The organism is Phytoactinopolyspora mesophila (assembly GCF_010122465.1).
GTDB classification, from domain to species: domain Bacteria; phylum Actinomycetota; class Actinomycetes; order Jiangellales; family Jiangellaceae; genus Phytoactinopolyspora; species Phytoactinopolyspora mesophila.
Window position 1 is genome coordinate 382,811 of sequence record NZ_WLZY01000002.1, and the last position, 21,501, is coordinate 404,311.

General features: G+C 62.5%; 18 protein-coding genes and 1 pseudogene. 14 read left to right on the plus strand and 5 right to left on the minus strand.

Features of this window, described 5'->3' with window-relative positions; all coding sequences use genetic code 11:
• Positions 1–50 precede the first annotated feature (50 nt).
• The 5 genes from F7O44_RS07955 (at position 51) to F7O44_RS07975 (ending at position 6,447) form a co-directional block, all read left to right on the plus strand.
• Positions 51–992, plus strand: coding sequence for a hypothetical protein (locus tag F7O44_RS07955; RefSeq protein ID WP_162449689.1), 942 nt, complete (start codon positions 51–53; stop codon positions 990–992).
• Between the two features lie 91 nt (positions 993–1,083).
• Positions 1,084–2,469 carry an SCO6880 family protein gene (locus F7O44_RS07960; RefSeq protein ID WP_162449690.1) on the plus strand — a complete coding sequence of 462 codons (1,386 nt, stop codon included), beginning with the start codon at positions 1,084–1,086 and terminating at the stop codon, positions 2,467–2,469.
• Positions 2,470–2,549: 80 nt separating this feature from the next.
• Positions 2,550–3,944: a TraC family protein gene (locus tag F7O44_RS07965; protein WP_187361166.1), complete on the plus strand. Its 1,395-nt coding sequence runs from the start codon at positions 2,550–2,552 to the stop codon at positions 3,942–3,944.
• A gap of 515 nt (positions 3,945–4,459) precedes the next feature.
• Positions 4,460–5,740 carry a type IV secretory system conjugative DNA transfer family protein gene (locus F7O44_RS07970; RefSeq protein WP_222851168.1) on the plus strand — a complete coding sequence of 427 codons (1,281 nt, stop codon included), beginning with the start codon at positions 4,460–4,462 and terminating at the stop codon, positions 5,738–5,740.
• Between the two features lie 113 nt (positions 5,741–5,853).
• Positions 5,854–6,447 carry a hypothetical protein gene (locus F7O44_RS07975; RefSeq protein ID WP_162449693.1) on the plus strand — a complete coding sequence of 198 codons (594 nt, stop codon included), beginning with the start codon at positions 5,854–5,856 and terminating at the stop codon, positions 6,445–6,447.
• A gap of 210 nt (positions 6,448–6,657) precedes the next feature.
• On the opposite strand, the gene F7O44_RS07980 is transcribed toward F7O44_RS07975, so the two are convergent.
• Positions 6,658–6,993 carry a hypothetical protein gene (locus F7O44_RS07980; RefSeq protein ID WP_162449694.1) on the minus strand — a complete coding sequence of 112 codons (336 nt, stop codon included), beginning with the start codon at positions 6,991–6,993 and terminating at the stop codon, positions 6,658–6,660.
• 188 nt (positions 6,994–7,181) lie between these two features.
• Between F7O44_RS07980 and F7O44_RS07985 the strand changes: the two genes are divergently transcribed.
• The 4 genes from F7O44_RS07985 to F7O44_RS08000 all read left to right on the plus strand — a co-directional run bounded on the left by F7O44_RS07985 (position 7,182) and on the right by F7O44_RS08000 (position 10,337).
• Positions 7,182–7,712 (plus strand): DUF4913 domain-containing protein, encoded by a 531-nt coding sequence (locus F7O44_RS07985; RefSeq protein ID WP_162449695.1) that lies wholly within the window; start codon positions 7,182–7,184, stop codon positions 7,710–7,712.
• Positions 7,709–8,578, plus strand: coding sequence for a bifunctional DNA primase/polymerase (locus tag F7O44_RS07990; RefSeq protein WP_162449696.1), 870 nt, complete (start codon positions 7,709–7,711; stop codon positions 8,576–8,578). Before F7O44_RS07985 ends, F7O44_RS07990 begins: the two co-directional genes overlap by 4 nt.
• Before the next feature lie 86 nt (positions 8,579–8,664).
• Positions 8,665–9,015 (plus strand): hypothetical protein, encoded by a 351-nt coding sequence (locus F7O44_RS07995; protein WP_162449697.1) that lies wholly within the window; start codon positions 8,665–8,667, stop codon positions 9,013–9,015.
• Positions 9,012–10,337, plus strand: a complete 1,326-nt coding sequence (locus F7O44_RS08000; RefSeq protein ID WP_162449698.1) for a hypothetical protein — start codon at positions 9,012–9,014, stop codon at positions 10,335–10,337. The genes F7O44_RS07995 and F7O44_RS08000 overlap by 4 nt, the downstream gene beginning before the upstream one ends.
• A gap of 222 nt (positions 10,338–10,559) precedes the next feature.
• On the opposite strand, the pseudogene F7O44_RS31665 reads toward F7O44_RS08000, so the two are convergent.
• Both F7O44_RS31665 and F7O44_RS08005 read right to left on the minus strand, forming a co-directional pair.
• Positions 10,560–10,881, minus strand: a pseudogene (locus F7O44_RS31665) (IS1634 family transposase); the annotation flags it as partial.
• Positions 10,882–11,572: 691 nt separating this feature from the next.
• Positions 11,573–12,583, minus strand: a complete 1,011-nt coding sequence (locus F7O44_RS08005; RefSeq protein WP_162449699.1) for a hypothetical protein — start codon at positions 12,581–12,583, stop codon at positions 11,573–11,575.
• A gap of 211 nt (positions 12,584–12,794) precedes the next feature.
• Between F7O44_RS08005 and F7O44_RS08010 the strand changes: the two genes are divergently transcribed.
• Complete coding sequence (locus F7O44_RS08010; RefSeq protein WP_162449700.1) at positions 12,795–13,316, plus strand: hypothetical protein; 522 nt, start codon at positions 12,795–12,797, stop codon at positions 13,314–13,316.
• Positions 13,317–13,568: 252 nt separating this feature from the next.
• Here the strand turns inward: F7O44_RS08010 and F7O44_RS08015 are convergent, their stop codons facing one another.
• Positions 13,569–13,949 (minus strand): hypothetical protein, encoded by a 381-nt coding sequence (locus F7O44_RS08015; protein WP_162449701.1) that lies wholly within the window; start codon positions 13,947–13,949, stop codon positions 13,569–13,571.
• 144 nt (positions 13,950–14,093) lie between these two features.
• On the opposite strand from F7O44_RS08015, the gene F7O44_RS08020 reads away from it, so the two are divergent.
• Complete coding sequence (locus F7O44_RS08020; RefSeq protein WP_162449702.1) at positions 14,094–14,759, plus strand: hypothetical protein; 666 nt, start codon at positions 14,094–14,096, stop codon at positions 14,757–14,759.
• A gap of 97 nt (positions 14,760–14,856) precedes the next feature.
• Here the strand turns inward: F7O44_RS08020 and mobF are convergent, their stop codons facing one another.
• On the minus strand, positions 14,857–18,462 hold the full coding sequence (gene mobF / locus F7O44_RS08025) for a MobF family relaxase (protein ID WP_162449703.1): 3,606 nt from the start codon (positions 18,460–18,462) through the stop codon (positions 14,857–14,859).
• Between the two features lie 1,011 nt (positions 18,463–19,473).
• Between mobF and F7O44_RS08030 the strand changes: the two genes are divergently transcribed.
• From F7O44_RS08030 to F7O44_RS08040, 3 genes are all read left to right on the plus strand, one after another.
• Positions 19,474–20,190, plus strand: a complete 717-nt coding sequence (locus F7O44_RS08030) for a DUF4352 domain-containing protein (RefSeq protein ID WP_162449704.1) — start codon at positions 19,474–19,476, stop codon at positions 20,188–20,190.
• 156 nt (positions 20,191–20,346) lie between these two features.
• A complete protein-coding gene (locus F7O44_RS32290) occupies positions 20,347–20,616 on the plus strand; it encodes a DUF2510 domain-containing protein (protein WP_425501377.1) in 270 nt (89 codons plus the stop codon).
• 584 nt (positions 20,617–21,200) lie between these two features.
• The gene (locus F7O44_RS08040) at positions 21,201–21,461 is read left to right on the plus strand and encodes a hypothetical protein (RefSeq protein WP_162449706.1); all 261 of its coding nucleotides are present in this window, start codon (positions 21,201–21,203) and stop codon (positions 21,459–21,461) included.
• Positions 21,462–21,501: the final 40 nt, after the last annotated feature.

Genomic DNA, 21,501 nt, shown 5'->3' on the forward strand with positions numbered 1-21,501 from the left:
ATCCGAGCGGTTGGCTGCATGACCAGACGATCGGCAATCTGGCTCGAGCGATGGCCGAAGCGGCGGAGACGCTGATTGTCGCGATGTGGTCGCTGCTCATGGAGACGACGGCAGTTGACCTGACAGCCGATTGGGTGAGAGGCAATGTCACGGTTGCCATGGTCATCGCGCTGCCGATCGTCGTTGCGCTGTATATCGTTCAGTTGGCATCGGCGGCGTGGCGGCGCCAGTCGAGCGAGTTGGTCCGTGCGGTCGTGGGGATGCTTGGCAGCTTCTCGGCCACGGCGATTGCTTTGTCCGTAACTCAGTCGGTGTTGATGCTGACTGACTGGGCTGCCGATTTGATCATGCGATGGCGGGTGGGGGTCGATGTCGGTGAAGCGATCGAGGCACTGACGCCGGCCATGTTGGTCGCCTCGGCGACAGGGCAGGGTGCTGTGTTGCCTTCGATACTGGTCATTGTCTTCGCGTTCTTCTACATCCTGGCCTCGATCACCGTGTGGTTCGCGCTGATGGCGAGGAAGGCGTTGATCATCGTGGCAGCTGTGTTTGCCCCACTAGCTTTTGCAGGCCTGACGAGCAGGTGGACATCCGGTTGGGTGCAGAAGTGGGCAAGCATCATGTTCGCGCTCGCGATCAGCAAGATCACGATCGTTATGACGTTCGCGATCGCCGCCAGCGCCATCCGTGAGGGACTGTCGGGCTCAGCAGGTTCGGTGTTGCGGTCTATCGGCGAGCTTTCCATGGGGTTGATGCTGCTGTTCGTCGCTGCGATCGCGCCCTGGCTGACGTACAAGTTTCTCGATTTCGTGACGCCGAGTGGCCGGGAATGGGACGGCACGATGGGGCGAGGTGCGATCACGATGCAGGCCAGTTCACACAGCGCCCGCTCGATGATCATCCAGTCTCGTTCGGCTATGACCGGGGCCGGGCGGACGATGACTACTCCGGCCCATCTCCTCCACCGCCAACGCCAACACACATCTGGCTGAACGGAGCATCGGATCAATGGAGGACAACGCGAGGTCGCGCCAGCCGTCTGCGGTCACCGCCCGGCTGGGGCGACGATCTGAGCGAGGTGTCATGTGGGGGTTATCCGCGGCTCAGATGGCAGCCGTGGGTGTGGCGGCGGCGATTCTCGGACCGGCCGCGATGAGCGCTGGCGCCATGGGGATAGTGATGACGGCGCCGGGGTGGGTAACTGCGCTGGTGCTGGCCTTTGTAGCTCCACAAGGCCGAACGCTCGTGTCGTGGGCACCGATCGTCGCGCATGCTCTGTTGCGGCGGATTCGTGGCCAGGCGCTGTGGTTGGTCCGGCCGGGCCAGTCGCGCCACGTGGGCTCGCTCTCTCTTCCGGGTGAGGCGGCGAGCCTGCGTTTGCACAAGCATGAACCGTCTGGGGCCGCATTCATCTATGATCCACATCGCCGCATGCTGACGGGCGTCGTCCGCGTCCGCCACGATGTGTTTCTGCTCCTGAGCGTGGACGACCAAAACCGTCGGGTGGCTGGATGGGGGCAGGCCCTCAGCGGCGCGTGCCGCACGGGGCGTATGAGCAGGCTCCAAGTGCTCGTTCGTTCGCTTCCTGAGGGTGGCAATGCGGTGCGAACCTATTGGGAACGTGCTGGCCGTCAGGATTCCGGTCTTGCCGCGGCATCGTACGGAGAACTTGTCAGAAACGCCGAACCGACCTCATCCAGGCACGAAACGCTGCTCTCCGTCACTGTGTCGTTGAAGGACTCAGCTCGCGCTGTCCGGTCCGCCGGCGGCGGGGTGGCCGGTGCAGCCGACGTCCTTGCGCGGGAACTCACGTCATTGACGGCGAACCTGCGTTCGGCCGAAATCAACGTCGACGCGTGGCTGGACGAGACGGACCTCGCTCGCCTGATCAATACCGCGTTCCGACCGCACCACACGCCTGCGTGGGAACGAACAGGCCTCGGCCGCGATATTGACGTAGCCGGACCTGTGGCGGTCTCAGCCGAGTGGGACCACGTGCGCATTGACGACGGCTGGCACGCGGTTCTGTGGATCAAGGAATGGACTCGCGAAGAGGTCGACGCCACGTTCCTGGTGCCTCTACTCCTGGCCACGTCGGTGCATCGAAGCGTGAGCGTGGTGTACCGGCCCCGCACGGTGCGTGAGGCCACGAGACAACTCAAGATTGAGCAGGCGGAACAAGAATCCGAACAGCGCCGCCGCGACAAGCACGACATTCGAACCACTGCGGCTCAGAAGCGGGAACAGGAAGACGTCGACAAACGCGAACGCGAGTTGGTTGCTGGACACGCGGACCTGGCGTTCACCGGGCTGGTAACGGTGTCAGCCGGCTCAAAACAGGAGCTCGAGCTGGCACTGGAGGAGACAGAGACTGCCTGCCACCATTGCGGCCTAGACACCGTTGTGCTCTATGGGCAGCAAGACACTGCCTTCTATGCGGCGCTGCCGTTTGGGCGCGTGCTGCTGTGAGCGTGCGGTCGAGTCCGCTCTTTACATCGGCTGACGCGAGCGCGGCAGCCCGGCGTGCGGCCCGCAAGGAAGCACGCAGATTGATCCGTCAGAAGAGGGACGACGACCGCGCGAGGCGGCGCGAAGAACAAACTGCTGAGCGCGACACTCCCCGGGACGTGACCCACCCACGAGCCGGCGCCCATGGCCCAGCGGCCGGCCGGTCCTGGCTACCACTGCGTCTACAAGCGCACTACGCCACGAGCGCCGGCTTGCGCGTGCTGTATCCATTTCTCGCCGACGACGGACTCGGGGCGATCGGAATGTATATCGGCCGGGATTTGCTAGCCGGCGCGAGCTTCTGCTTCGACCCCTGGGAGCTGTACCGGGCGCGGATAGTCACGAACCCAAATGTGCTGCTGGCCGGCGTCATCGGCAATGGCAAGTCCAGCCTGGCCAAGTCAATCGCCTGGAGGTCACTAGCTTTCGGACGCAAGACGTACGTCCCGGGCGACATCAAGGGCGAGTGGAGCGTCGTCGTCGAGGCGGCGGGAGGCAAGGTGATTCGTCTCGGCCCGGGGCTGCCGACAAGACTCAACCCTCTCGACGAGGGAACACGCCCGACTGGTCTGAGTGACACCCAATGGTTCACTCTCGTGAAAGCGCGGCGCCGGCAACTGCTGCGTGCGATCGCAGAAACGGTGCTCGGCGGTCCGCTCGCCCCGACCGAGCAAACTGCCCTCACCACGGCGCTGGCCGTGGCCGAAGGTGCGGGAGGCACACCTACGCTGCCGACGGTAGTTCAGCATCTGCTGGCACCCTCGCCATTGGCGACGGACCTGTCATCTGACGACGTCGCCGTTCTGCGCGACGACGGCCGCCGAGTTGGGCACGCCTTGGCGCGCATGGTCCACGGGGACCTGGCAGGCATGTTCGACGGCGAGTCGACGACCCGGTTCGATCCGGGCTTACCGATGGTGAGCCTCGATCTGTCTGCCTTCAACGAGAACGACGAAGCGCTCCCGATCATCATGACCTGCGCATCGTCGTGGCTAGAAGGGGCTCTGCAGGATGCTCAGAGCGGACTTCGGTGGATCATCTACGACGAAGCGTGGCGCCTGATGTCCGTGACCGCATTGCTGCGCCGCATGCAAGCGCAGTGGAAACTATCCCGCGCCTGGGGGATCGCCAACTTGGCCGTGATCCACCGGCTCAGCGATCTCGACGCGATCGGCGACGCAGGCTCCGAGTCCCGTGAGCTGGCCGCCGGGCTATTGGCTGACTGCTCGACCCGGATCGCTTACCGGCAAGAGAGCGACCAACTGGGACAGTCGGCTGCGTTGCTCGGACTGAACCCAACCCAACGCGACATCATCGGCGAGCTCGGCGTCGGTGAGGGTCTCTGGCGTATCGGACAACGCGCCTACGTTGTGTCCCACGCGCTCTCTCAGACGGAGCGAAAACTGTTCGACACGGACGAGCGTATGACCGGGTAAGCGGGGAAGCGAATATGACCACAGCACGTGGACGTTCAAACACAAGCCGCGAAAGCACCGTCGTCATTTCTGCAGCGCTTTGCCTGCTGGTCGCTGGCGGTGTGGTGTGGGGCGGAGCGCTTCTCGCCGCGCGGGCAGGCGGATACGGTACGCCGACGTTCACACCGGAAGCCGTCGTCGGAGCGTTGACACAACCGACCGACCTTGAATCTGCTTGGGGCCAGCCGATGCCCTCCTCCGCGGTGACCTGGACCGTCACCATCGGACTCGCCCTTGTCGTTGCTGGTTGTACTTGGCTAGCCGCCCGCCGGGCCGGAGGCAAGGAAGCCGTATCTGTTCATGCGCTACCCGGCACCGCAACCAGGCAGCAGATTCGCCGTGCTGCTTCGGCACGGACACTGCGCAAGCGTGCACGGCATCTGCGGCCGTCACTCACGAACCCTGCACCCGCCGATGTCGGTCACCAACTTGGGAAAGCACGTGGCGTACCAGTCTGGGCGAGCTGCGAGGACTCAGTGATCGTTCTCGGTCCGACCCGCTCCGGCAAGGGGCTACATGTCGTCGTCGACATGATCCTGGATGCCCCTGGCGCTGTGGTGACCACCTCGACTCGACCCGACAACCTCACCATCACTCACAACGCCCGAGCGCGACGCGGGCCGGTGGCGGTCTTTGATCCCCAACACCTCGCTCCCGGCATCCCGGGTGGTCTTCGGTGGTCCCCGGTACGAGGATGCGCGGACCCGCAGACCGCGATGATCCGAGCGCGAGGTCTTGCCTCCGACACCGGCTTCCGTACCGGTGGAGGAGGCGTTGACAACGACTCCTATTGGCAGGCGCAAACCGAGGCCGTCCTACGGGGCCTCTTGCACGCGGCTGCCCTCGACGATCGCACCGCCCGTGACCTGTATCGCTGGTCCTTGGACCCGGTGCACGCATCGGAGGCCGTGCGGGTCATGCACAATGCCAGTGCGGCTGCGGCGGGGTGGGCGGACGCGCTGGATGCCACGATCTCGATGGATGAGCGGACTCGCTCGAATGTTTGGAGTGGAGTACGCCAAGCTCTAGGAGCTCTGGCCGACCCGCGAGTGCTCGACACAGTCACACCAACGACATCTGAGCAGTTCGACCCCGAGGAGTTCATAGCCTCCGGCGGGACGCTTTACATGTTGGGCACGTCGACCGGGGCCGGCGCAGCGAACGCGCTCGTCAACGCCTTCGTCGAAGACATGCTCGAAACCGCACGCCGCATCGCGGCCGGCAATCCTGGTGCGCGCCTTGATCCACCGCTCAGTCTCGTACTGGACGAGATCGGCAATCTCGTGCCTATTCCGAGCCTGCCCGCCCTGATGGCCGAAGGAGGCGGTAGCGGGATCAGCACGACGGCTGTCCTTCAGTCATTGGCCCAGGCGCGGGGCAGATGGGGTGAGCACGATGCAGCCACGATCTGGGACGCGGCGACGGTCAAGCTGATCCTCGGTGGGGCGTCGAACTCCAAAGACCTCCAAGACATCTCTGCGCTCATCGGCGAGCGCGACGACGAAACGATCTCAACGTCGCGAGCCCACGACGGGGCACGTTCCACCTCAACGAGCCTTCGGCGCGTACCGATCCTGGATACGGGGCAGCTCCGCACGCTGCCGTTCGGCACCGGCGTGCTGATGCTCCGCTCGGCCCCGCCGATCATCCTCAACATGGCGCCGTGGACGGACCGGCGCGACGCAGAACAGCTGCGCCGCGAACGCGACGAGACCGAACGGCGGCTCGCCGTCGCCGCGCAGCGGAAAGGAAGGTGACGCCCCGGCCCCATGGCGTACGTGCTGCCGGTCCCCAGTTCGTAGGACGTCGGGGTCGGCGGCATCTGTGAACGACGGTGTACAGCAGGCAAGCCGACGAATGGAGAATCGCCTTGACCGAGGTTCGATCCGCTTGGACAGACATGCTGGAAGATTACGAACGACGCAAGCAAGCGTATGACGACGAGCAACACGCCTATGAGCAGGAACTTGAGCGCGCTGGATACGGCGAGGCCGCTCGACGAAGTTACATTGAAGCTGGAGATCCGGATTTCAATGAGGCGGAGTGGGACGAGAACATCATCCCGGCGGCGGAAGCTTCCGGAGAGCTCCCGGAAAGACCCATGCGTCCGCTGCATCCTTATGAACAGATCACGATCGACGCCGGCCACGAGGCCATGGGAGAGAGCCTTCGTGAACATCCCACACGTGGGCTCTTCGACATGACGCCTGAACAAGCACGCCAACATAGCGAGCACATTGATAGGCGCACATCGGAGATCCGGGCGGCCCGAATCAAAGCCCTGCGTGATACTCCGGCGGCGCAGCGCTCGGAAGGTGCTGGCGACGTCAAGGGCGTTGCTCAGGCTGATATCAGCGACGGGCCGCAAGCGGTCCCGCCAGATGAGCGTCATCTGCTCCGCCCCCTGACCGGTCACCGGTCCCATCAGCCACCCGAGGTCGGCGGCCCGCGGCGTGGGCTGTAGCCAAGTTGGGCTGCCAGCAGCCCGGCTTGGATAGAACGGGACCCGGTCGCTGTTGGCGACCAGTTATCGGGAGTGGGTCGTGCGGACCGCCTTCTTCCCATCAGGCATCCCGTCCTCTCTAGCCCCGTGGGCGGGTGCTCAAAGGCTAGTAGCGACGTCCGGTGGATCATCGGAAGGCTCGATCAGGTCGGGCGTAGCGTGCTGATGGGGTCAGCGCGCGCTCGGACGTCGCGGCCGGGGTCCGTTATCAGGAGATCGAGCGCCACGGGCGTTCCGGGACTGGGCGGTTGGCATGCGCCGATAGACGTCGTGTGGTTTGAGCCAGATCTCGTTGCTCTCGACGCGGGGGTCGTCGATGGCGACAAGGACATGAGAGTAGTCCCATCGCTTGGCCCAGCCCTCGATGAAGCACTCACCGTCGCGTGCGAAGGCGACGCGCACCCGAACGGGTACTGCATGCTCCTGCTCGACGAGCATCGCTGGGTGTGCGGGCCAGTGACAGTTCAGAATCTCCTGGCTGCCGTTGGTTTCGGGCTCGGCTGACATGCTCGCTAGAATAGAACAAAAGTTCGACTGCTGTCACGGCTTCGGGCCTCGATGCAGCCGTCCGTCCTGTTGAAAACGCGCGGTCGCTGTTCCTGTGCGCGAACAGACGTCTCCCTTCGGCTGGAGAGGTTCTCAGACGGCGATGTGAAGTCGTAGTCGAGGTGCCAACGGCGAGGAGGTGCGGCGGCGTGGATGACCTTCATGACGAGTCGGATCCGAATGCCGACGGTCTAGATCCGGCTGTTGTCGAGGGGTTGGTCGCGGAGTTCATTGGTCCGAAGGCGCGGAGACCGGTCCGCTGGCACGAGATGTCCGGAGACGATTATGAGCGGACGTTCGTCGACCTCGCCGGGTGGGTGCGTCGGGTTGCTATCCGGTATCAGCTGGACAGTCGGGAGCTGCCGCCTTGCTGGTGGCGGCATGGCGCGCTCATTGAGGAACTGACTGCGCTGTGGGGCTCATGGGAAGTGGCATACAGCGACCGTCAGAGCGCGTCGGCAATGGCCGACTGGCACAGCATCTTCAACGAGACGCGCACTCGCCTGCGCGAATGGACCTCGCGGACGGGCTGCTCCGCTCGCGAACACCGAGGCGGGACTACGCCGCCATGGGCCGACGATCTGTACAACCACTGGTGGAGCGAATTCATCACGGCGGTTCTGGACGAGCGTGAAGTCGAGGCAGCGGCGGTTCATCCGGATGCTGGGAACCGAGAATGATGCTCGAAGCTGCGTTGAGGTGCGCGTCGTCGGGCCTGCCTGTGTTTCCCTGTGTGCCGGGCGCCAAACGTCCACTCATTCAGCGCGGCTTCTACGCCGCCACGACTGCCTTGGACGAGATCCTTGACTGGTGGACCCGCTGGCCTGAGGCAAACCTGGCCATGCCAACCGGGCGGCACGGCGGGCGAGTCACCTTTGACGTCGTCGACATCGATGTTCACTCCGGCGGCAATGGATACCCGCAGATGAAGAAGCTCGGCGACGCGGGACTGCTCGACGGCTGGACACACATGGTGCGCACACCAAGCGGAGGAGTGCACATCTACTATCCCGGCACCACTCAGAGAAACGGGACCCTGCCGGGCGCACATGTCGACTTTCGATCCACCGGCGGCTACGTGCTGCTGCCGCCATCGTCGATCAGCGTCCGCGGCCACCTGAGCCCCTACGTGACTGTGGCCACCAGCTCGCAGCCCAGTGCACCAGTGAACTGGGAAGCCATCCGCGAGCATGTCATGGAGATCGGCCCGGGACGTCGCCCGGCAGCCCGGACGCCTATCTCCAACATGGAGAACGCGTCGCCGGAGCGTGTTGTAGCGACTCTGGCTCGCTACGTCGCCCAGACACCCGAAGGAAACCGAAATGATGTCCTGTACTGGGCGTCCTGTCGGGCAGCGGAGCGAGGTGTGCGCGACGCGCGACCGTTGCTCGAGGCAGCCCTCCGCGCTGGCCTGGAACAGCGTGAGGCAGCTCGGACGATCTATTCGGCCTACCGCAGGATCGCGGCCGACGGGCCGGTGCATGAGTACCCGTCGCCACATCAGTCGCGGCGCGAAGATGGGCGACGAGAGTATCCACAGCCTTGAACTCCCGAGGGAAGTCATCGCTGTGTTTATCCACAAACGTGGCCGGAAGGAAGACACGTGATCAGCAGCCACGGAAAGCTGAGAAAATGAACGACACTACCCAGCTTCATATGCAACCGTTCCCGGCGCACCTTTCCGAAGCGTGCGAGTGGTTGTCGGCAGCCGAGCGCCACGACGCCAACCCTGCCGACGCGCCAGCTATCCGCGCACTCATTACCGCAAGCGAGGTGCTGACTGCACTCACCGACGTCGCCCCGCCGTACCCGAGAGTCAACGAGCGTCGTCCACCGCTCCCACTCGGCGCGGTACTTCCAACTGTTCACGACGCACTCGATCGGGCCGCGACCGGAGCCGGCACCGATGTCGAATTGCGGCTGAGAATCGCCAAAGCAATGCGCCTTCTCGCTGATCACGATCCCTCGGATGGCGTGCCGTGACCTACGACGAAGAACTCAGCCGCCTGGCCATCGAGCTCGCCAACCTCACCACGATGTCCCCACGGGTCGACACCGGCGAGCTCGCCCTGGTAGACGACGCCCGTGTCAGCGTCCGGCGGCTCTGCAGACAAGTGCTAAAGGACATCACCGGTGAGGCTTCGGTCCCTGAGCCGTTGCTCGGAGACCTGATCACTCAGCCAATTGGCTCAACGTTGGGTCTGCTGAACTCCGAACCTGCTTCGTATGCCCCCACGCGCGATCCCGCCGGCTGGCTCGACTATGCCGTAACGACCGAAGCAGGGCGGCAATGGCGCGAGATCCGCCGACACGCAGCCCTAGCAGCTCATGAGTGGAACGCAGTGCCGGCCGAAGCGCGTCCCCATGGCGAGGACGCTTGGCCTGTCGTCGCCGACGTGGCCGTGCTCGTCGAGGCCGCTGCCTTGCTCGACCGAGACTTGGCGCGAGCACATCCGGACGCAGCAGCCACCGGCCAGGCTTATGCCCGCGAGCGAGACGGGTGGGAACTCGCACTTGCCGGTGAGCACCTGCGGCGGGTTGCCACGACGGGCCCACTGCCCGAGGGTGCGCCACTGCCGGATGGCCGTCTTGACACGCCGATCCGCGTGCGGGCGCTGGCCGAGCTGCCCAGAGCCACTACACGGCTGAACCACCTGCTCCGCATAGCCACGCACCTCAGACCCGAAGGCGTTCAGGCTTTGGTCCACGCGCATGCGCGTAGCCTGCATTCGGTCGCGGCAGTGCTGGATCAGCAAGACGGCAAAGATGCACTGCGTCCTGTCGCGGACAACATTCGCCGCATCGCCAAATCTGTCAACGCGATCAGTCGCCACACCCGCGCGTTCACATCGCTCGCCGCAGACGATCCGCGCCCACTGCACCAGGTTCGCGAGATCCGTATGGCTCTGCAGCAGCTCGATGGCCGCGGAGCCGCCTTGGCGAACGAATCCGAGCGGCGAGCCGTCGTCCGCAGCGTTCAGCCCGCGCTGTCCACTGTGACGTCGTTCCGTGATCTCATCGACAGGCTGGTCAGCCACGGCGAATGGTGTGAGCGGCCCGAATTCCAGCCGCAGGCCCAGACACCCGGCCTTCCACCCGACGACCCAATCCGCGGCCGACTTGCTGACGCCGTCGATCGTGCCGCCAAGCAGGCCGAGCTGCTCGCGACTCAGCTGCCATCGGGCCAGCCTGCAACTCGAAGCGGCCCGATCCCGGGGCCTCGGGACGTGCTCGATACCGGTGTGTTCCGCCGAGATCGCCAGCGTCCGCGCGTTGGACGTCCAAGTCGTCCCTCGATCGGCTGATACGGTGGCCGTGCCTAGGTTGGCGGAAACGGTAGCGACCGCGAGTTGTGAGCGGATCGCGGACACGGTGGCTTGGCGAACTTTGGGCATAGAGCGTCGACCCAGCTCTCGCGGACGTTGGAGAGTGACTGCTCGAACATTGCGTGGTCTTTGAGAGGGCCAGAGCTGCCCGCCCAGGAGCCTCGGCCACGGCGGTCTCGTTGGACCCGAGTCGTACTTCTTGTGTGTCGCCCAGTCGGTGCCGGTTGCGGTGAGGATTTTGCGGGCGGTGGCGGTGAGTGGGTCGGTGGCGGTGTGTACGTCGCCGGCGATGTTCACGGTAATCTGCTGTAGTGGCCGTAGCGTCCGGATGATCTTCTTTATGCTCAGTCCGGTGGCGTTCTGCAGGTGACGAGCGACCGCGAGAGCGGTCACCACGACGGTGAGGTGGGCTTCGATGGCGTCGCGGTCGTGGTGAAAACACGGGACGTGCACGACGGTCGCTCTTGCTGAGCCGGAACGAGGCTTCGACTTGCCATAGCGAGTGGTAGGAGCTGATCTCGCTCAGGGGCAGTTGGTCGAGCAAATCAGATGGAAAGATCCAGGTTGAGTCCAAAGCTGAGATCCGTAAACGCATAGGTCGTTCGACTGACAAAGCGGATGCAGTGTTGCAAAGTCGAGGGACCGAAGCTGAGCGGCCTATGGTGGTCAAGTCTCCGCTCGCAACAGAGAGTACCGGCCAGCCGTCAGTCATCGCTCAACGGATGCCACGGATCAGTGAGCGCAAGCCAGCTTGGCAACGGCGCAGCAGAGGCTGAATCTTAACGTCACTTCGATCAGGCTTAGCCAAGATGTGCTCATATGCGGCCAACCGCATCGAGACGTCTCGAAGATCCTTCAGCGCACAGTCAGCATGGCGTCTGGAGCCATGTTCGTGCCAGTACAAGGTCACCAGTAGTAAAACCGAGACAACGAGAAACGATATGAGCGGCGCTCTGGATATCGCTCCCACGTCTGCCTCCAACTGTGAAAGGACCACGGATGAAGTGAATGCCACGACAGCGAGAAATAGTGCGAGATAGCTCACACTGCTAGGTTCGCGTTGGATCGCGAATCTAAGATCCTCGCGATTCCTGTGAAGTGCGGCAATCGCCATCAGTTGATCTTGCGTGTTGGCCCGACGGAAGATCTCCATGTCTTCGGGCTTAAGGTCACCCTCAAGCGGTATGTCGCCCAACGTCGTCATTGATGCGCGCCTACCGCTCTCTTTCCGAGTCTTCGTCCCATTCACTTTCCATTAGTTCGTCTCCATCGTCCTCCAGGCCAGCGTGTGCCAGCTCGTCCTCATCGAGTCTCAATGTGCAGTATGGACATTCGAAGTGGCTTATTGCATAGTGATGACTGATGAGGACTTCATCATGATCATGTTCAGCGTCACTCATTGAGTCAACCACGTACCAGCCGTTATTCTTACATGCTGGACATCTTGCGCTCATGATCTTAGAGTTTGACCATTGGTGGAATATAAACTTGGTTGCTGTATCGGCTAAGAGATGCACAGTTGGGTAACCGTGTAGGCGGATCATGTACGAATAGTGTTCCTTGCTCTGCTTGATCTTGTCGGTTACTGCTGCCATTCCTCTGGCGTCTATATGGTCGAGTAGCTGTTTGACTCTCTCACTGTCCACGTTTTCCCAAAACTCATCGTCCTGTTTGTTGAGCATTTTGAGCGCACCATCGATGAAGCGAACCATGTTCTCGACTGCGTTCTCGAGTAAGCCTGCATCTACCAAGCCCATATGTATAGCTGCGTCTCGAGCATCGATAACGCACTCAGTATCGGCGCTGGGAAGATGCTTTCGCCGGTCAATGCGTTTGGCGACGGCGACAGCAACTTTTGCATTAACGGTCGAGATTCTGGAGATGTAGTTGCCATCTATGGCTAGGTCGTGGTGACCAGCCAAGTAGAGTATCGTGTCCTGCGCGCCAGCGGTTTTCTGATCGGTGGACAGCAAGCGTCCTGCCAGCAATGCTGGGTTGAGCTTCGCAACGCACGCTTTAGCGACCATCTCAACCGCGATGCCCGCACTGATCGCAGCGTCCAATAGCTCTTCGTACTTCTTCGATTGGTAGAGCTTCCTCGCACGTTTACCGTGGTGCGATCCGGCCTTGATCAGGATGTCTGGCAACTCGGCAACTGGGCGTAGTTCGTGGCCACACGGCCAGCCGACCCGAGCGCCGTCCTGCCTCGATGCATCCGCCACCACATGCGCTCCATGCTTGTGTTGTCCAGTCCTGACAGTTGCGCGGGAGCCTAGACGATCAGGTCGATAATGACCAGAGACCAGAGCCTGTGCGTGTTCACCTGGTGTGCGCTCGTCGTTGGGGCCTACGCTGTGCCTGCACGCGCGACGTGAGGAGGAGGTCGTGCCATTGCTTGCGAATCCACGGCCATCGGTACCACTGAGGGAACGGGTGATGTACAAGGACGATCTTGAAAAGCTGTACTTGGCAGTTGCCGGAGACGAGCAGGCTGCTAGCGACATGCCCGTGACGGTGAAGTACCTCGGAATGCGGAAGAGCGAATCGGAAATGCAGCCGCTGAGGGAGGTTGCGCTAGAGCGCATCGTCAGCCTGGTGATTCGAGGCAGCAATGGTGTAGCGCTCACCTATTTCGCACGTCCTCCGAGCGTGGCATTGAGACTTCACTGGTCTACCGATCACCATGTCTACGTCCGAGTGGTGAACGCATGGCACAACCTCAAGCGGGTGCCACGTCACTCCTGGTGGAGACGGCTGGCCTATGTCTTCATGCCAACACGGTTCAGTCCTGATCGGGTGAAGCTCGTTCCGCGAACACGCCAAGAGCATTACGCCAGTGGACGTACGGCCGTCGGACGAGCTTGGCATCAACACAGAGTCGCGTCGATCGTTACTGGCCTGATCATCACAGCGGTTGGAAGCGCCGTGGGTGTGTTGGTCGCTGCCTGGCTGACCTGATTGTGGAGCGCTGGTCCAGGCGCTTCTGCAAATGAGAAACCAACTGACCAGCGCTTGAGGAGACAGCGCTGTGTCGTCATTCTCTATGCTGCCCCAACTTCCAGCTCCTTGACCCGGGGCGTGCCGGTTTAGTGTGCCGGACAGGTGGTGCCGGTTGCGTTGAGGATGTCGCGGGCGGTGTCGGTGAGGGGGCGGTTCAGAGCTCGTAACGGAGAGTGACGACGCTTGGACTTTCAAGTTGTCGAATACAAACTAAACCCCGTCGGTGCCGCCGTCTTGTTGCCACCAATCCGGTGGATTGCGTATGGATTCCCGCAGGAAGCGTTCAACATCGAATTTATGCGCAGCCAGACGCCGCTCTGCTGCCTCTGTCTCAGCGTCCGTGAATGGCCCCCGATACCAAGGCAGCAGGACGAAGGCTTCAACGCTGACGTCCAGTCGGCCATGCTCCCAGAGCGTGGTGAAGCCATCGGAGGCGGTAGGCCCACGGAGCAGATGGCGGGCAGCCTCGATGGCTCCGTGATCGCCGATCATCTGAGTAAACCTGGTCGGGTTATAGCCGATCTCGTGTTTCAGCCGCTCGGCTCCGTTCACTATGGCCGCATGGAAATGCCGTTCAGCTGTACTTGGCATGTGCAGCTCCAAGTTGGGTCACGAAACGCCTGTGATTGAGCACAGCTATTTTGGCAGCCGTGGACGTCGTGTGCCGGATGTGTCCGTGTCACTCGCCGCCTGCTGCGACCACGCGGGCACTCAAAATGATCTACCCTAGGCGTTGTGGACGCATTGCAGTGGATCATCACCGTAGCTGTGAGTCTTGCTAGCGGAACAGTCGGTGGTGCGACTCTCGCTCCGAAGATCGGCATGCGAACCGAGCTCGGCCGACGGCATCTCGAGGCCGAAATAGCGATTCGCGGAGTCTTGCAAACCTACCGCGATGCGATGAAGTATCGCCATGCTGAGGTTGTCATTCGGCAGAACTACCCAGCGGACTACGTTTCGTTGGAGTCGCAAGTGCGCCTCGCGGAGGAGATTATTCAGAAGCTACCTGATCTCCCTAGAAGGCGGCGACAGAAAATCAGACGCCATCTTAAGATCCTTGTGGGGGCCTGGACGACTGGTTATGGCGAGGCCCGCGCATTCTTGCCGGAAGGATTCCGAACGCCACAATCGGAAGAGTCATGGCTCAACAAGCGCATTGCCGACATGGTGAAGGCCAACGATGCCAGCGCTGCCGAACGCGGCCTGTTGGGTCGTGTCAACAGTGACGTCATCGACCAGGCTGCCTTCGAAACGGCGGTAGCGGCTATGGACGACATGATCGCACTCGTGTCAGTCGATAGGCAGCCAACGCTGAGACCCCGAGAGTTATGGGATCGCAGGACAAAGCGCAAGGGGATCGAGAGCCGCGTCGCGGAGCATGAACAAGATCGCGATACGTGAGTCGAACGTTCGCGGCCGCGTGTCCCTGTTGCATGGTGACGCGCACGGCAGCGCACGTACGCTCAGCTCCTTGACCCCTAGCCAGGCCGAATAATGATCACAGTACTGGGGATGGCGCAGGTCGGCGCTTAGGTTGTGCTCTGGCGGGTAGGGCGAGGAACTCGCTTGACAGGTGGCGCGACTGCGCGGCCGCCTCCCCAGCACGCCGTTGATCGACACGTTGGCCCAGAACAGATGTGGGGTGGCTGTTGACAGCAACGTTGTCCGGCACCCCATATCGGTTGCGGTAGGCGGAGACGGTCGCGAGATATCGTAGCCATTGATCACGTTTAGTGGTGTCGTCTGGAGCAGGCCCAAGCTCGGCCAACCAGCGGGGTTGTTCGGCGATGGCTCGGTGGGCGAGTTCAAAAGCGCGGCGCCCAATCAGCACTGCACGCTCGTCAAGTGCGCGGCGTAGTGCAGGATCGGATACGTGTTTGGCCACGGGGAATAGTCCGGCGATTAGGTGTTGCTGACCTGGGTCTGATCTCGTGGCGGCGGCATGTTCTGTCAACTGATCAAGCCTGTGATGGAGGACGGCGATCGGGTCGTCAAAGCGGTCCAATTCCTCGGCTGTGGCAAGGCGCGGCAGGAGCTGCTCTGGATTCAGATCAATGGCTTCAGCGCGACGCATCGCGGTGACAAGTAGCGGGTAGGACGGCGACGTCGTGGGAAAGTCTCGGAGACGGGGGAGCGGGCAAGCGCCAATGATGCCGGACCAATGATCTGCGGCCGCTTCGCGCGCGATCGTCTCGTACTCGGCGGCGAGCCTGGCGATGCTCGTGACTTGTTGCTGTTGGTCGGCGATGGTCTCCCGGGCAGACAGTTCGGCGCCGCTACGCTTTATCACCTCGCAGAGGACGTCGCGGGCGGTGCGGACGTGGTCGTCGGGGATTTCCTCGTCGGTCAGTTCGGTGATGACGTATGCGCTGTTGGCGTGCGCGCCCCGCGTCATCGAGACGTACAGAGCTTCACGAGTGGATCGTGTGTCGTCGATGATGGCGTGAGCGGTGTCGACGGTTCGACCTTGCGCGCGGTGCGCGGTGGTGGCGTATGCCAGTTCGACGTGTTCAGCGACGTAGCCAGCGGGGAGAGTGACTGAAGGTCCGCCGCTTTGCCGGGCGACGATGAGCGAGCCGTCGTCATCGCGTTGTCGGACCAACCATTGATCACCGTTTTTCACGAAGGAGCGTGGACCGGTAGCCAGGTTCCGCATGTTCTGGCGTGTGACGATCCGGTCTCCCCGCCCGGCGCTGGTGCCGTCGTGCAGTGTGACGCCGCCGGGTTCAACACAACCAGCGGCGACTTGGTCCGTTCGCGCGCGCTCGTTGAGGTCGCGGACGGTTGCTGCGTCGGTGGCAATGAGCAGCGAGCGGTGTCCGGCGGCCTCATCGGCCTGCCAAGCTCTGTAGGCCGAATCGATGATCTGTTCGCGGTCGCCGTCCCGCACCCTGTCATGGTCGATGTAGGTCTCGATGGCGCCGGTATCGCCTACGCGTAGTCGCTTGCTGGCGTCTCGCTCCCACGGGTGGATGAAGCGCCGTATATCGGTGAGTTCGAGAACTCGGTCCCCCAGTTCGCGCACAAGCATCCCGAACGCACCGCCAGCATCGATTGACGACAGCTGCGCGTTGTCTCCGACCAGAAGCAGCTTTGCGCTGGCGGCCTGAGCCTGGGCGCGAAGAGCGTCAAGCGCGAGGGTTCCGGCGAGTGAAGCTTCATCCACGATCACGAGCTGTCCAGCGCGGAACGACCACGGCTGCGCCTTAACAGGGACGCGGTGCTTTGCCGGTCCCTCGACCGCCGGGCTGCGGTGCTGGTTGGTGGCTCCTGTTGATTCAAAGAGCCATTTGGCTGTGTTCTCGGTCGGAATGCCGAGGCTTTCGCCGAGCACTTCGGCGGCTGCCGCTGAGGGGGCGAGCCCGACGACGCTGCCGCGACCGTGTTTGGCCTCCCAAGCTGACCTCAGGGTGGCAAGAGCGGTGGTCTTCCCGCTGCCTGCTGCGCCAACGAGGACGTCGAGCATGCGTGCGCTGGTCGCGATCTGCTGTACGGCTGTGGCCTGATCTATCGAGGTTGTGAGTCCATTGGGGGAGGACGTTACGACGGCCCGCTCGACGGTGTTCGGGTTGAGCACGGGAGCCGTTAGCGTCTCGCACGCAACCAGTAGCCGATCTTCGGCGTCGAGGATGCTGTTCGTGGTGAATATGTCGCCATGGGTGCGCCGGAATGCCGACGTGCCATCCTTGCGGCGGAATTTCTCGGGGGTAAAGGCGAGCTCTGGTGGGGTGATGTTGACCGACATCTCGGTCACTCGTCGACTGATCGCCTCGATGAGAGCGTCGCGCTCAGCGGGAGTCGATACTCGGTGCGGCATGGATGCGCGCGCGGCGGCCGCGCGGACGTTCCAGGTACGCCAGGTTGAACGCTCGGTACTGAGCTCATCGAGCGCCTCGGCTGCTAGCTGATCGATGAGTGGTGCGACGCCTTTGTCGCTCGGAGCTGGTACCGGTGTATGCGCGGCGCGGCTGATCAGGTCACGGGCCCAGCGTTGCGGGTCGGGACCGACATACGTCGTTGCGCGGGCGCGCCAATCGGCGCTCATTTCGGCGAGCGATCGAAACTGCTTGTCCGGGCGAGTGGAGTAGGTCGCTTGTTGTCGTAGGCGAACGATCGTGACGTCGTCCGGATCACGCCCGTGGGTGGCACGGTAGGCGGCGATCAGTTCATGGGTGACCGTCTCGATGCCTCTTGCCCGCCGAGAGAACTCCGTGATGAGTTCGTGCGGGACGCCGCTGATTTCCCACGACTGGTTCTTCGGCTTCGCCGGCGTACCTCGTCGTTCCCACTGCACACCGAGGCGGGAAGTGAGCTGGTCGGCGAGCAGCGTGTCGTAGAGCTCGCTCATGGCCACAGCGGCTGGGAACAACGAACCTCGCGAGTCCAGCGTTCGCCACTTGCCGTCTGGACCTTGAACGCGGTTGGCGATCACCACGTGGGTGTGGAGCTGCGGGTCGCCAGCGCGGGAGTCGTAATGATCGAATGCCGTGGCGATCAATCCGCGAGCCTCGACCTGGGCGACGCCGTCAGTGCCGACTCGGGTGCGCGCGACGTCGCGCTCCATGACGCGAATGACTTCGTCGATGGCCACATAGTGCGCATGAGCGATTTGATCGCGCACGCTCGGTTCAGCGAGCGCCCACAGTGTGCTCACCGATTTCGGTGGGGAGAACACGCAGTCGAATCCGGCCACCGGGCGGCGGGTCGGCCGTGCACGTTCCTCGGCTTCGATGGCGGCTGTGCGTGCAGCACGCTCCTGGCCGGTGAGCGTCGTCGGCAACGCGCGGATGCGCGCCTCGGCGCGCTCGCGCCATGATCGCGGCTGGTTGTACCGGCGTCCGAGAGGATGTCCGGTGAGCGGATCGGTGCCGTGCTTAAACAGTCGCTCCATCTGCTCTTCGGTAACGTGCTCACCGGCGGCCAAGCCGGCGCCGTCGGCGAGGCCGGCACGGCCCGTGCCCATCCACCGACCGGGCGGGTGACCGGACTCGGCGTAGTAGCGGCTCATGGGCGAGACGACGCCAGTAATCCCTTCGCCGTCAGCCACGCCACGCAGCAGATACGTGTATCCGTCGCCTGCGTGCAGTTCCTTGATCGACATCATGGGTGTTCACCATCGATGCGAGTCCGCGCGCGGTACGCCATTGCGCGGCACGCTGACGAGCAGTACTTGGCATCGGCGCGCCGACCCGCGAGGTCCGCACCACATTGTTGGCATGTCTGGTGGTTGCTCACTCGCGTGCGTTGCCGGTTGGCGCGCGAGCGGCAGACGGATGAGCAGAATCGCGCGTTTAGGCGTCGACCGGCGATATCGGCGGCGCATTGTTCGCATGAGCGCGGCTCGCCAGCGACGGATTGCTCGTTGCGAGCCACAGTGCGGCACCTCGATGAGCAAAATCGTTGTACGACGCTGGCCGCGACGAACCAGCGCCTACAGTGCTCGTTCTGGCAGCGCTTCTCATCGGGGGCGCCGACCGGTACCCCTTGGTGATCAGGCTCTTGGAGCGCCGTCGTGTCCGCAGTTCTCATCGCGCTGGTGTGGTGATAAACCCGCACTGGTCGCACACGAGGATGCGTCGATCCGGTAGTGGACGAGTGGCATTGCCTGCTAGCTCTTCGTGGAGCCGGAGCGAACTACAGAGGGCGCACCAACGCAGAATGGCGATCCTTGCAATGGCCATGGAAAAGCCTCCCTGCATCACGTCGTTGACGCGGATCAGACCAACGTGCTTCTGCTGCTCAGGGAGTAGGCGCCCGCCGCACAAACGCACGGCTGACGTACGGATCGGAGGCCGGAATGCCAGAAGTGTCTTGAATCGAAGCGTCATGACCGGTCTCGAAAGGCAGACGTGACTCCTGGCTGGCGTACGCAGTGCAGGGCAGCTGATGGCGATGCCAGCGGAGGCGCTAGTGCGTGAAGTGGCCGAGGTCATGATGCGCCGAGCGCGGAGGGGGCTAGCTGAGCGCGGCTTGGTCGTAGTGCTGGCAGCGAACGGCACTTGTGTGGCTGCGCCGGAACCTACGTGATCAGAACGTGATGTTTAGTTCGCATCATAACGATGTGTCCGCACCGTCCGGTACGGTAGCGCGACCAAACGATCAGGGGGTAATAATCATGACAACAGAACAGCAGGTACCGCCGCCTCCGCCGTCCGGCGGAGGCGGGGGAGCTACCGTCGCCATCAAGCAGGCCGCTGCGGTCGTAGCAGTGGCGTTTATCGCTGGCGGAGGCATCGGCGTCGGTCTCGGTGTAACGGCGTTCAATTCGGAGCCTGAGACAGTGGTGGAGACGCGAGAAGTAGAAGTCGAAGTTGAAGTTCCAGGCGAAGTAGTAGAAATTGATAACCCCGAACACCTGGAACTCATTGCTGAGCTGGAATCTGAGCTAGAAGCCATGCAAGAGGAGAAGGCTCCGGACCTGCCAGATGAAGAGGGGTTGTTTTCGGTCGACGATGAGGTAAGCATTACTCGGGGAACAGAGGTCACTGCCAACATCATCCTGACAGATGTAGAGTTCAGCGATCAGGCACAGCGCCGCTATTCCGACCCGCCGTCGAATGGTCAATGGGCAATCGTGGATATCGACGTTGTGGGTGTGACCAGTGAGTCGTTCAATGCACTGCATTTCTACGTCGTTGATTCGGAAGGAAACAGATATGACCGCGATTCGTCCGGAATATCGGACATTGACGACTCTTTCTCCACACCCAGAGTGAATGCTGGCGAGCGATCTTCCGGCAAGCTCGCATTCAACGTTCCGGAAGATGAAGCACTAATTCTCCACTATGCCCCTAACCGTAGCGGTGGACCTGTTGTGTCTTGGCAACTGTGATGACGATTAGGTATCAGTCATTCTCTCAAACGGTGATGTGATTTTCTGACAGCAAACCAACTGCTGAATGGTTCGCCAAGAAGCGCGAGGGCAAGGTCGTGCTAGCAGTCGAAGAGAGGGACAGAAAAGATGGATGAGGCCACCTGGCTGAGCTTGATGGTCCTAGGGTACATAATTGGCGTCGTAATTCTGTACTACATCATCAAGACGGCTGTGAAAAGCGCGATTCGTGAGTCAGGCCTCGCGCGTGTCGAAGCTACAGTACGGGCACAGGCCACTGCCCAGCCGGTAGCTACACCGGCCCAGCCGGTCGCCACGGCTAGGACGTGGTCTGCGGGCTGGTACGTCTATCCGGGCACTGATGGCTCAGAGCAGCGTTACTACGACGGCTCGAAGTGGACTGAGCAGTGCAGGCCAAGACAGTAAGAGAAGGTGTTCGACCTGCGAGTGTCCCTTGGAACTTGTCAAGCCGTCTGGGCGCAAACCGTTATTCCGACAGTCCCCGTCGGTCCGCTGGGAAGGAGGTTGAGGCCGCCGAGTCGTGTGCATTCGGGCGGTGGCGTAGCAGGTAGAGGGCGCTTGCCACTGCGTGCTGACTCGTCCGCGTCGCGTCCGGCTGAGAGAATGTGAGGGTGATCTAGATTCGTTGGCAGGAGTCCGCATGAGCGCGTTCGATGAGATGGGTCGGCGCGCAGATGCGGGCGGACCCGAGACGATCCGTTAGCTGCGCCAGCTCGGAGCACAGGTGACTCGCACATCGTCCTTTCCTCACCGAACCGGCACGCGACATGGAGCGCTGACGCGGTCGATGACCTCCTTGCCGACATGTTCTCGCAAGAGAAGCGATCCAAGATTTCGTGCTCGCCTGCTACATACAAGCAACCGATGAGGCATCCCTTGAACGGCTCATCTTGAAGGCCATTCGGAAACTTCCTGATCGATCAAGCAAAGAGGACAGAACGTGGAAACCTCCGCCGTCGCCTCGACAACCTGCTCTCGGTGGATTCCCGTTGCTCGAACGGGTCAACAAGAAGCGGTCAGGTCGGCGCCTGAATAGCTACGACCACCAGGCGATCTGCGGGAAGGACAACCTGCGCGATGACAAGCGGTACGCGTGGAAGCACAGTAACAGCGCATCGCACGTGTGGTCGGGCGAGACGGTCGCCTACCTCGTGTCTCTCTCGGACGAGCAGTACGACAAGGCACGTGCTGCGTACTCGGAGCATCAGAAGGCGGAGCGGGTGAAACGCAAGGAGCATGAACGGAAGTAGTTGCGCCTGCCGTCGATCGAGGGCGAGCCTGACTGGTGTC

Excerpts from the sequence above, each read along its gene's own strand:
- F7O44_RS32290 (WP_425501377.1), top strand. The coding sequence starts at position 20,347 with ATGGTCCTAGGGTACATAATTGGCGTCGTAATTCTGTACTACATCATC.
- F7O44_RS07990 (WP_162449696.1), top strand. The coding sequence starts at position 7,709 with ATGATGCTCGAAGCTGCGTTGAGGTGCGCGTCGTCGGGCCTGCCTGTG.
- F7O44_RS08015 (WP_162449701.1), bottom strand. The coding sequence starts at position 13,949 with ATGCCAAGTACAGCTGAACGGCATTTCCATGCGGCCATAGTGAACGGA.
- F7O44_RS07995 (WP_162449697.1), top strand. The coding sequence starts at position 8,665 with ATGAACGACACTACCCAGCTTCATATGCAACCGTTCCCGGCGCACCTT.
- F7O44_RS07955 (WP_162449689.1), top strand. The coding sequence starts at position 51 with ATGGCCGAAGCGGCGGAGACGCTGATTGTCGCGATGTGGTCGCTGCTC.
- mobF (WP_162449703.1), bottom strand. The coding sequence starts at position 18,462 with ATGATGTCGATCAAGGAACTGCACGCAGGCGACGGATACACGTATCTG.
- F7O44_RS07980 (WP_162449694.1), bottom strand. The coding sequence starts at position 6,993 with ATGTCAGCCGAGCCCGAAACCAACGGCAGCCAGGAGATTCTGAACTGT.
- F7O44_RS08010 (WP_162449700.1), top strand. The coding sequence starts at position 12,795 with ATGTACAAGGACGATCTTGAAAAGCTGTACTTGGCAGTTGCCGGAGAC.
- F7O44_RS07960 (WP_162449690.1), top strand. The coding sequence starts at position 1,084 with ATGTGGGGGTTATCCGCGGCTCAGATGGCAGCCGTGGGTGTGGCGGCG.
- F7O44_RS08030 (WP_162449704.1), top strand. The coding sequence starts at position 19,474 with ATGACAACAGAACAGCAGGTACCGCCGCCTCCGCCGTCCGGCGGAGGC.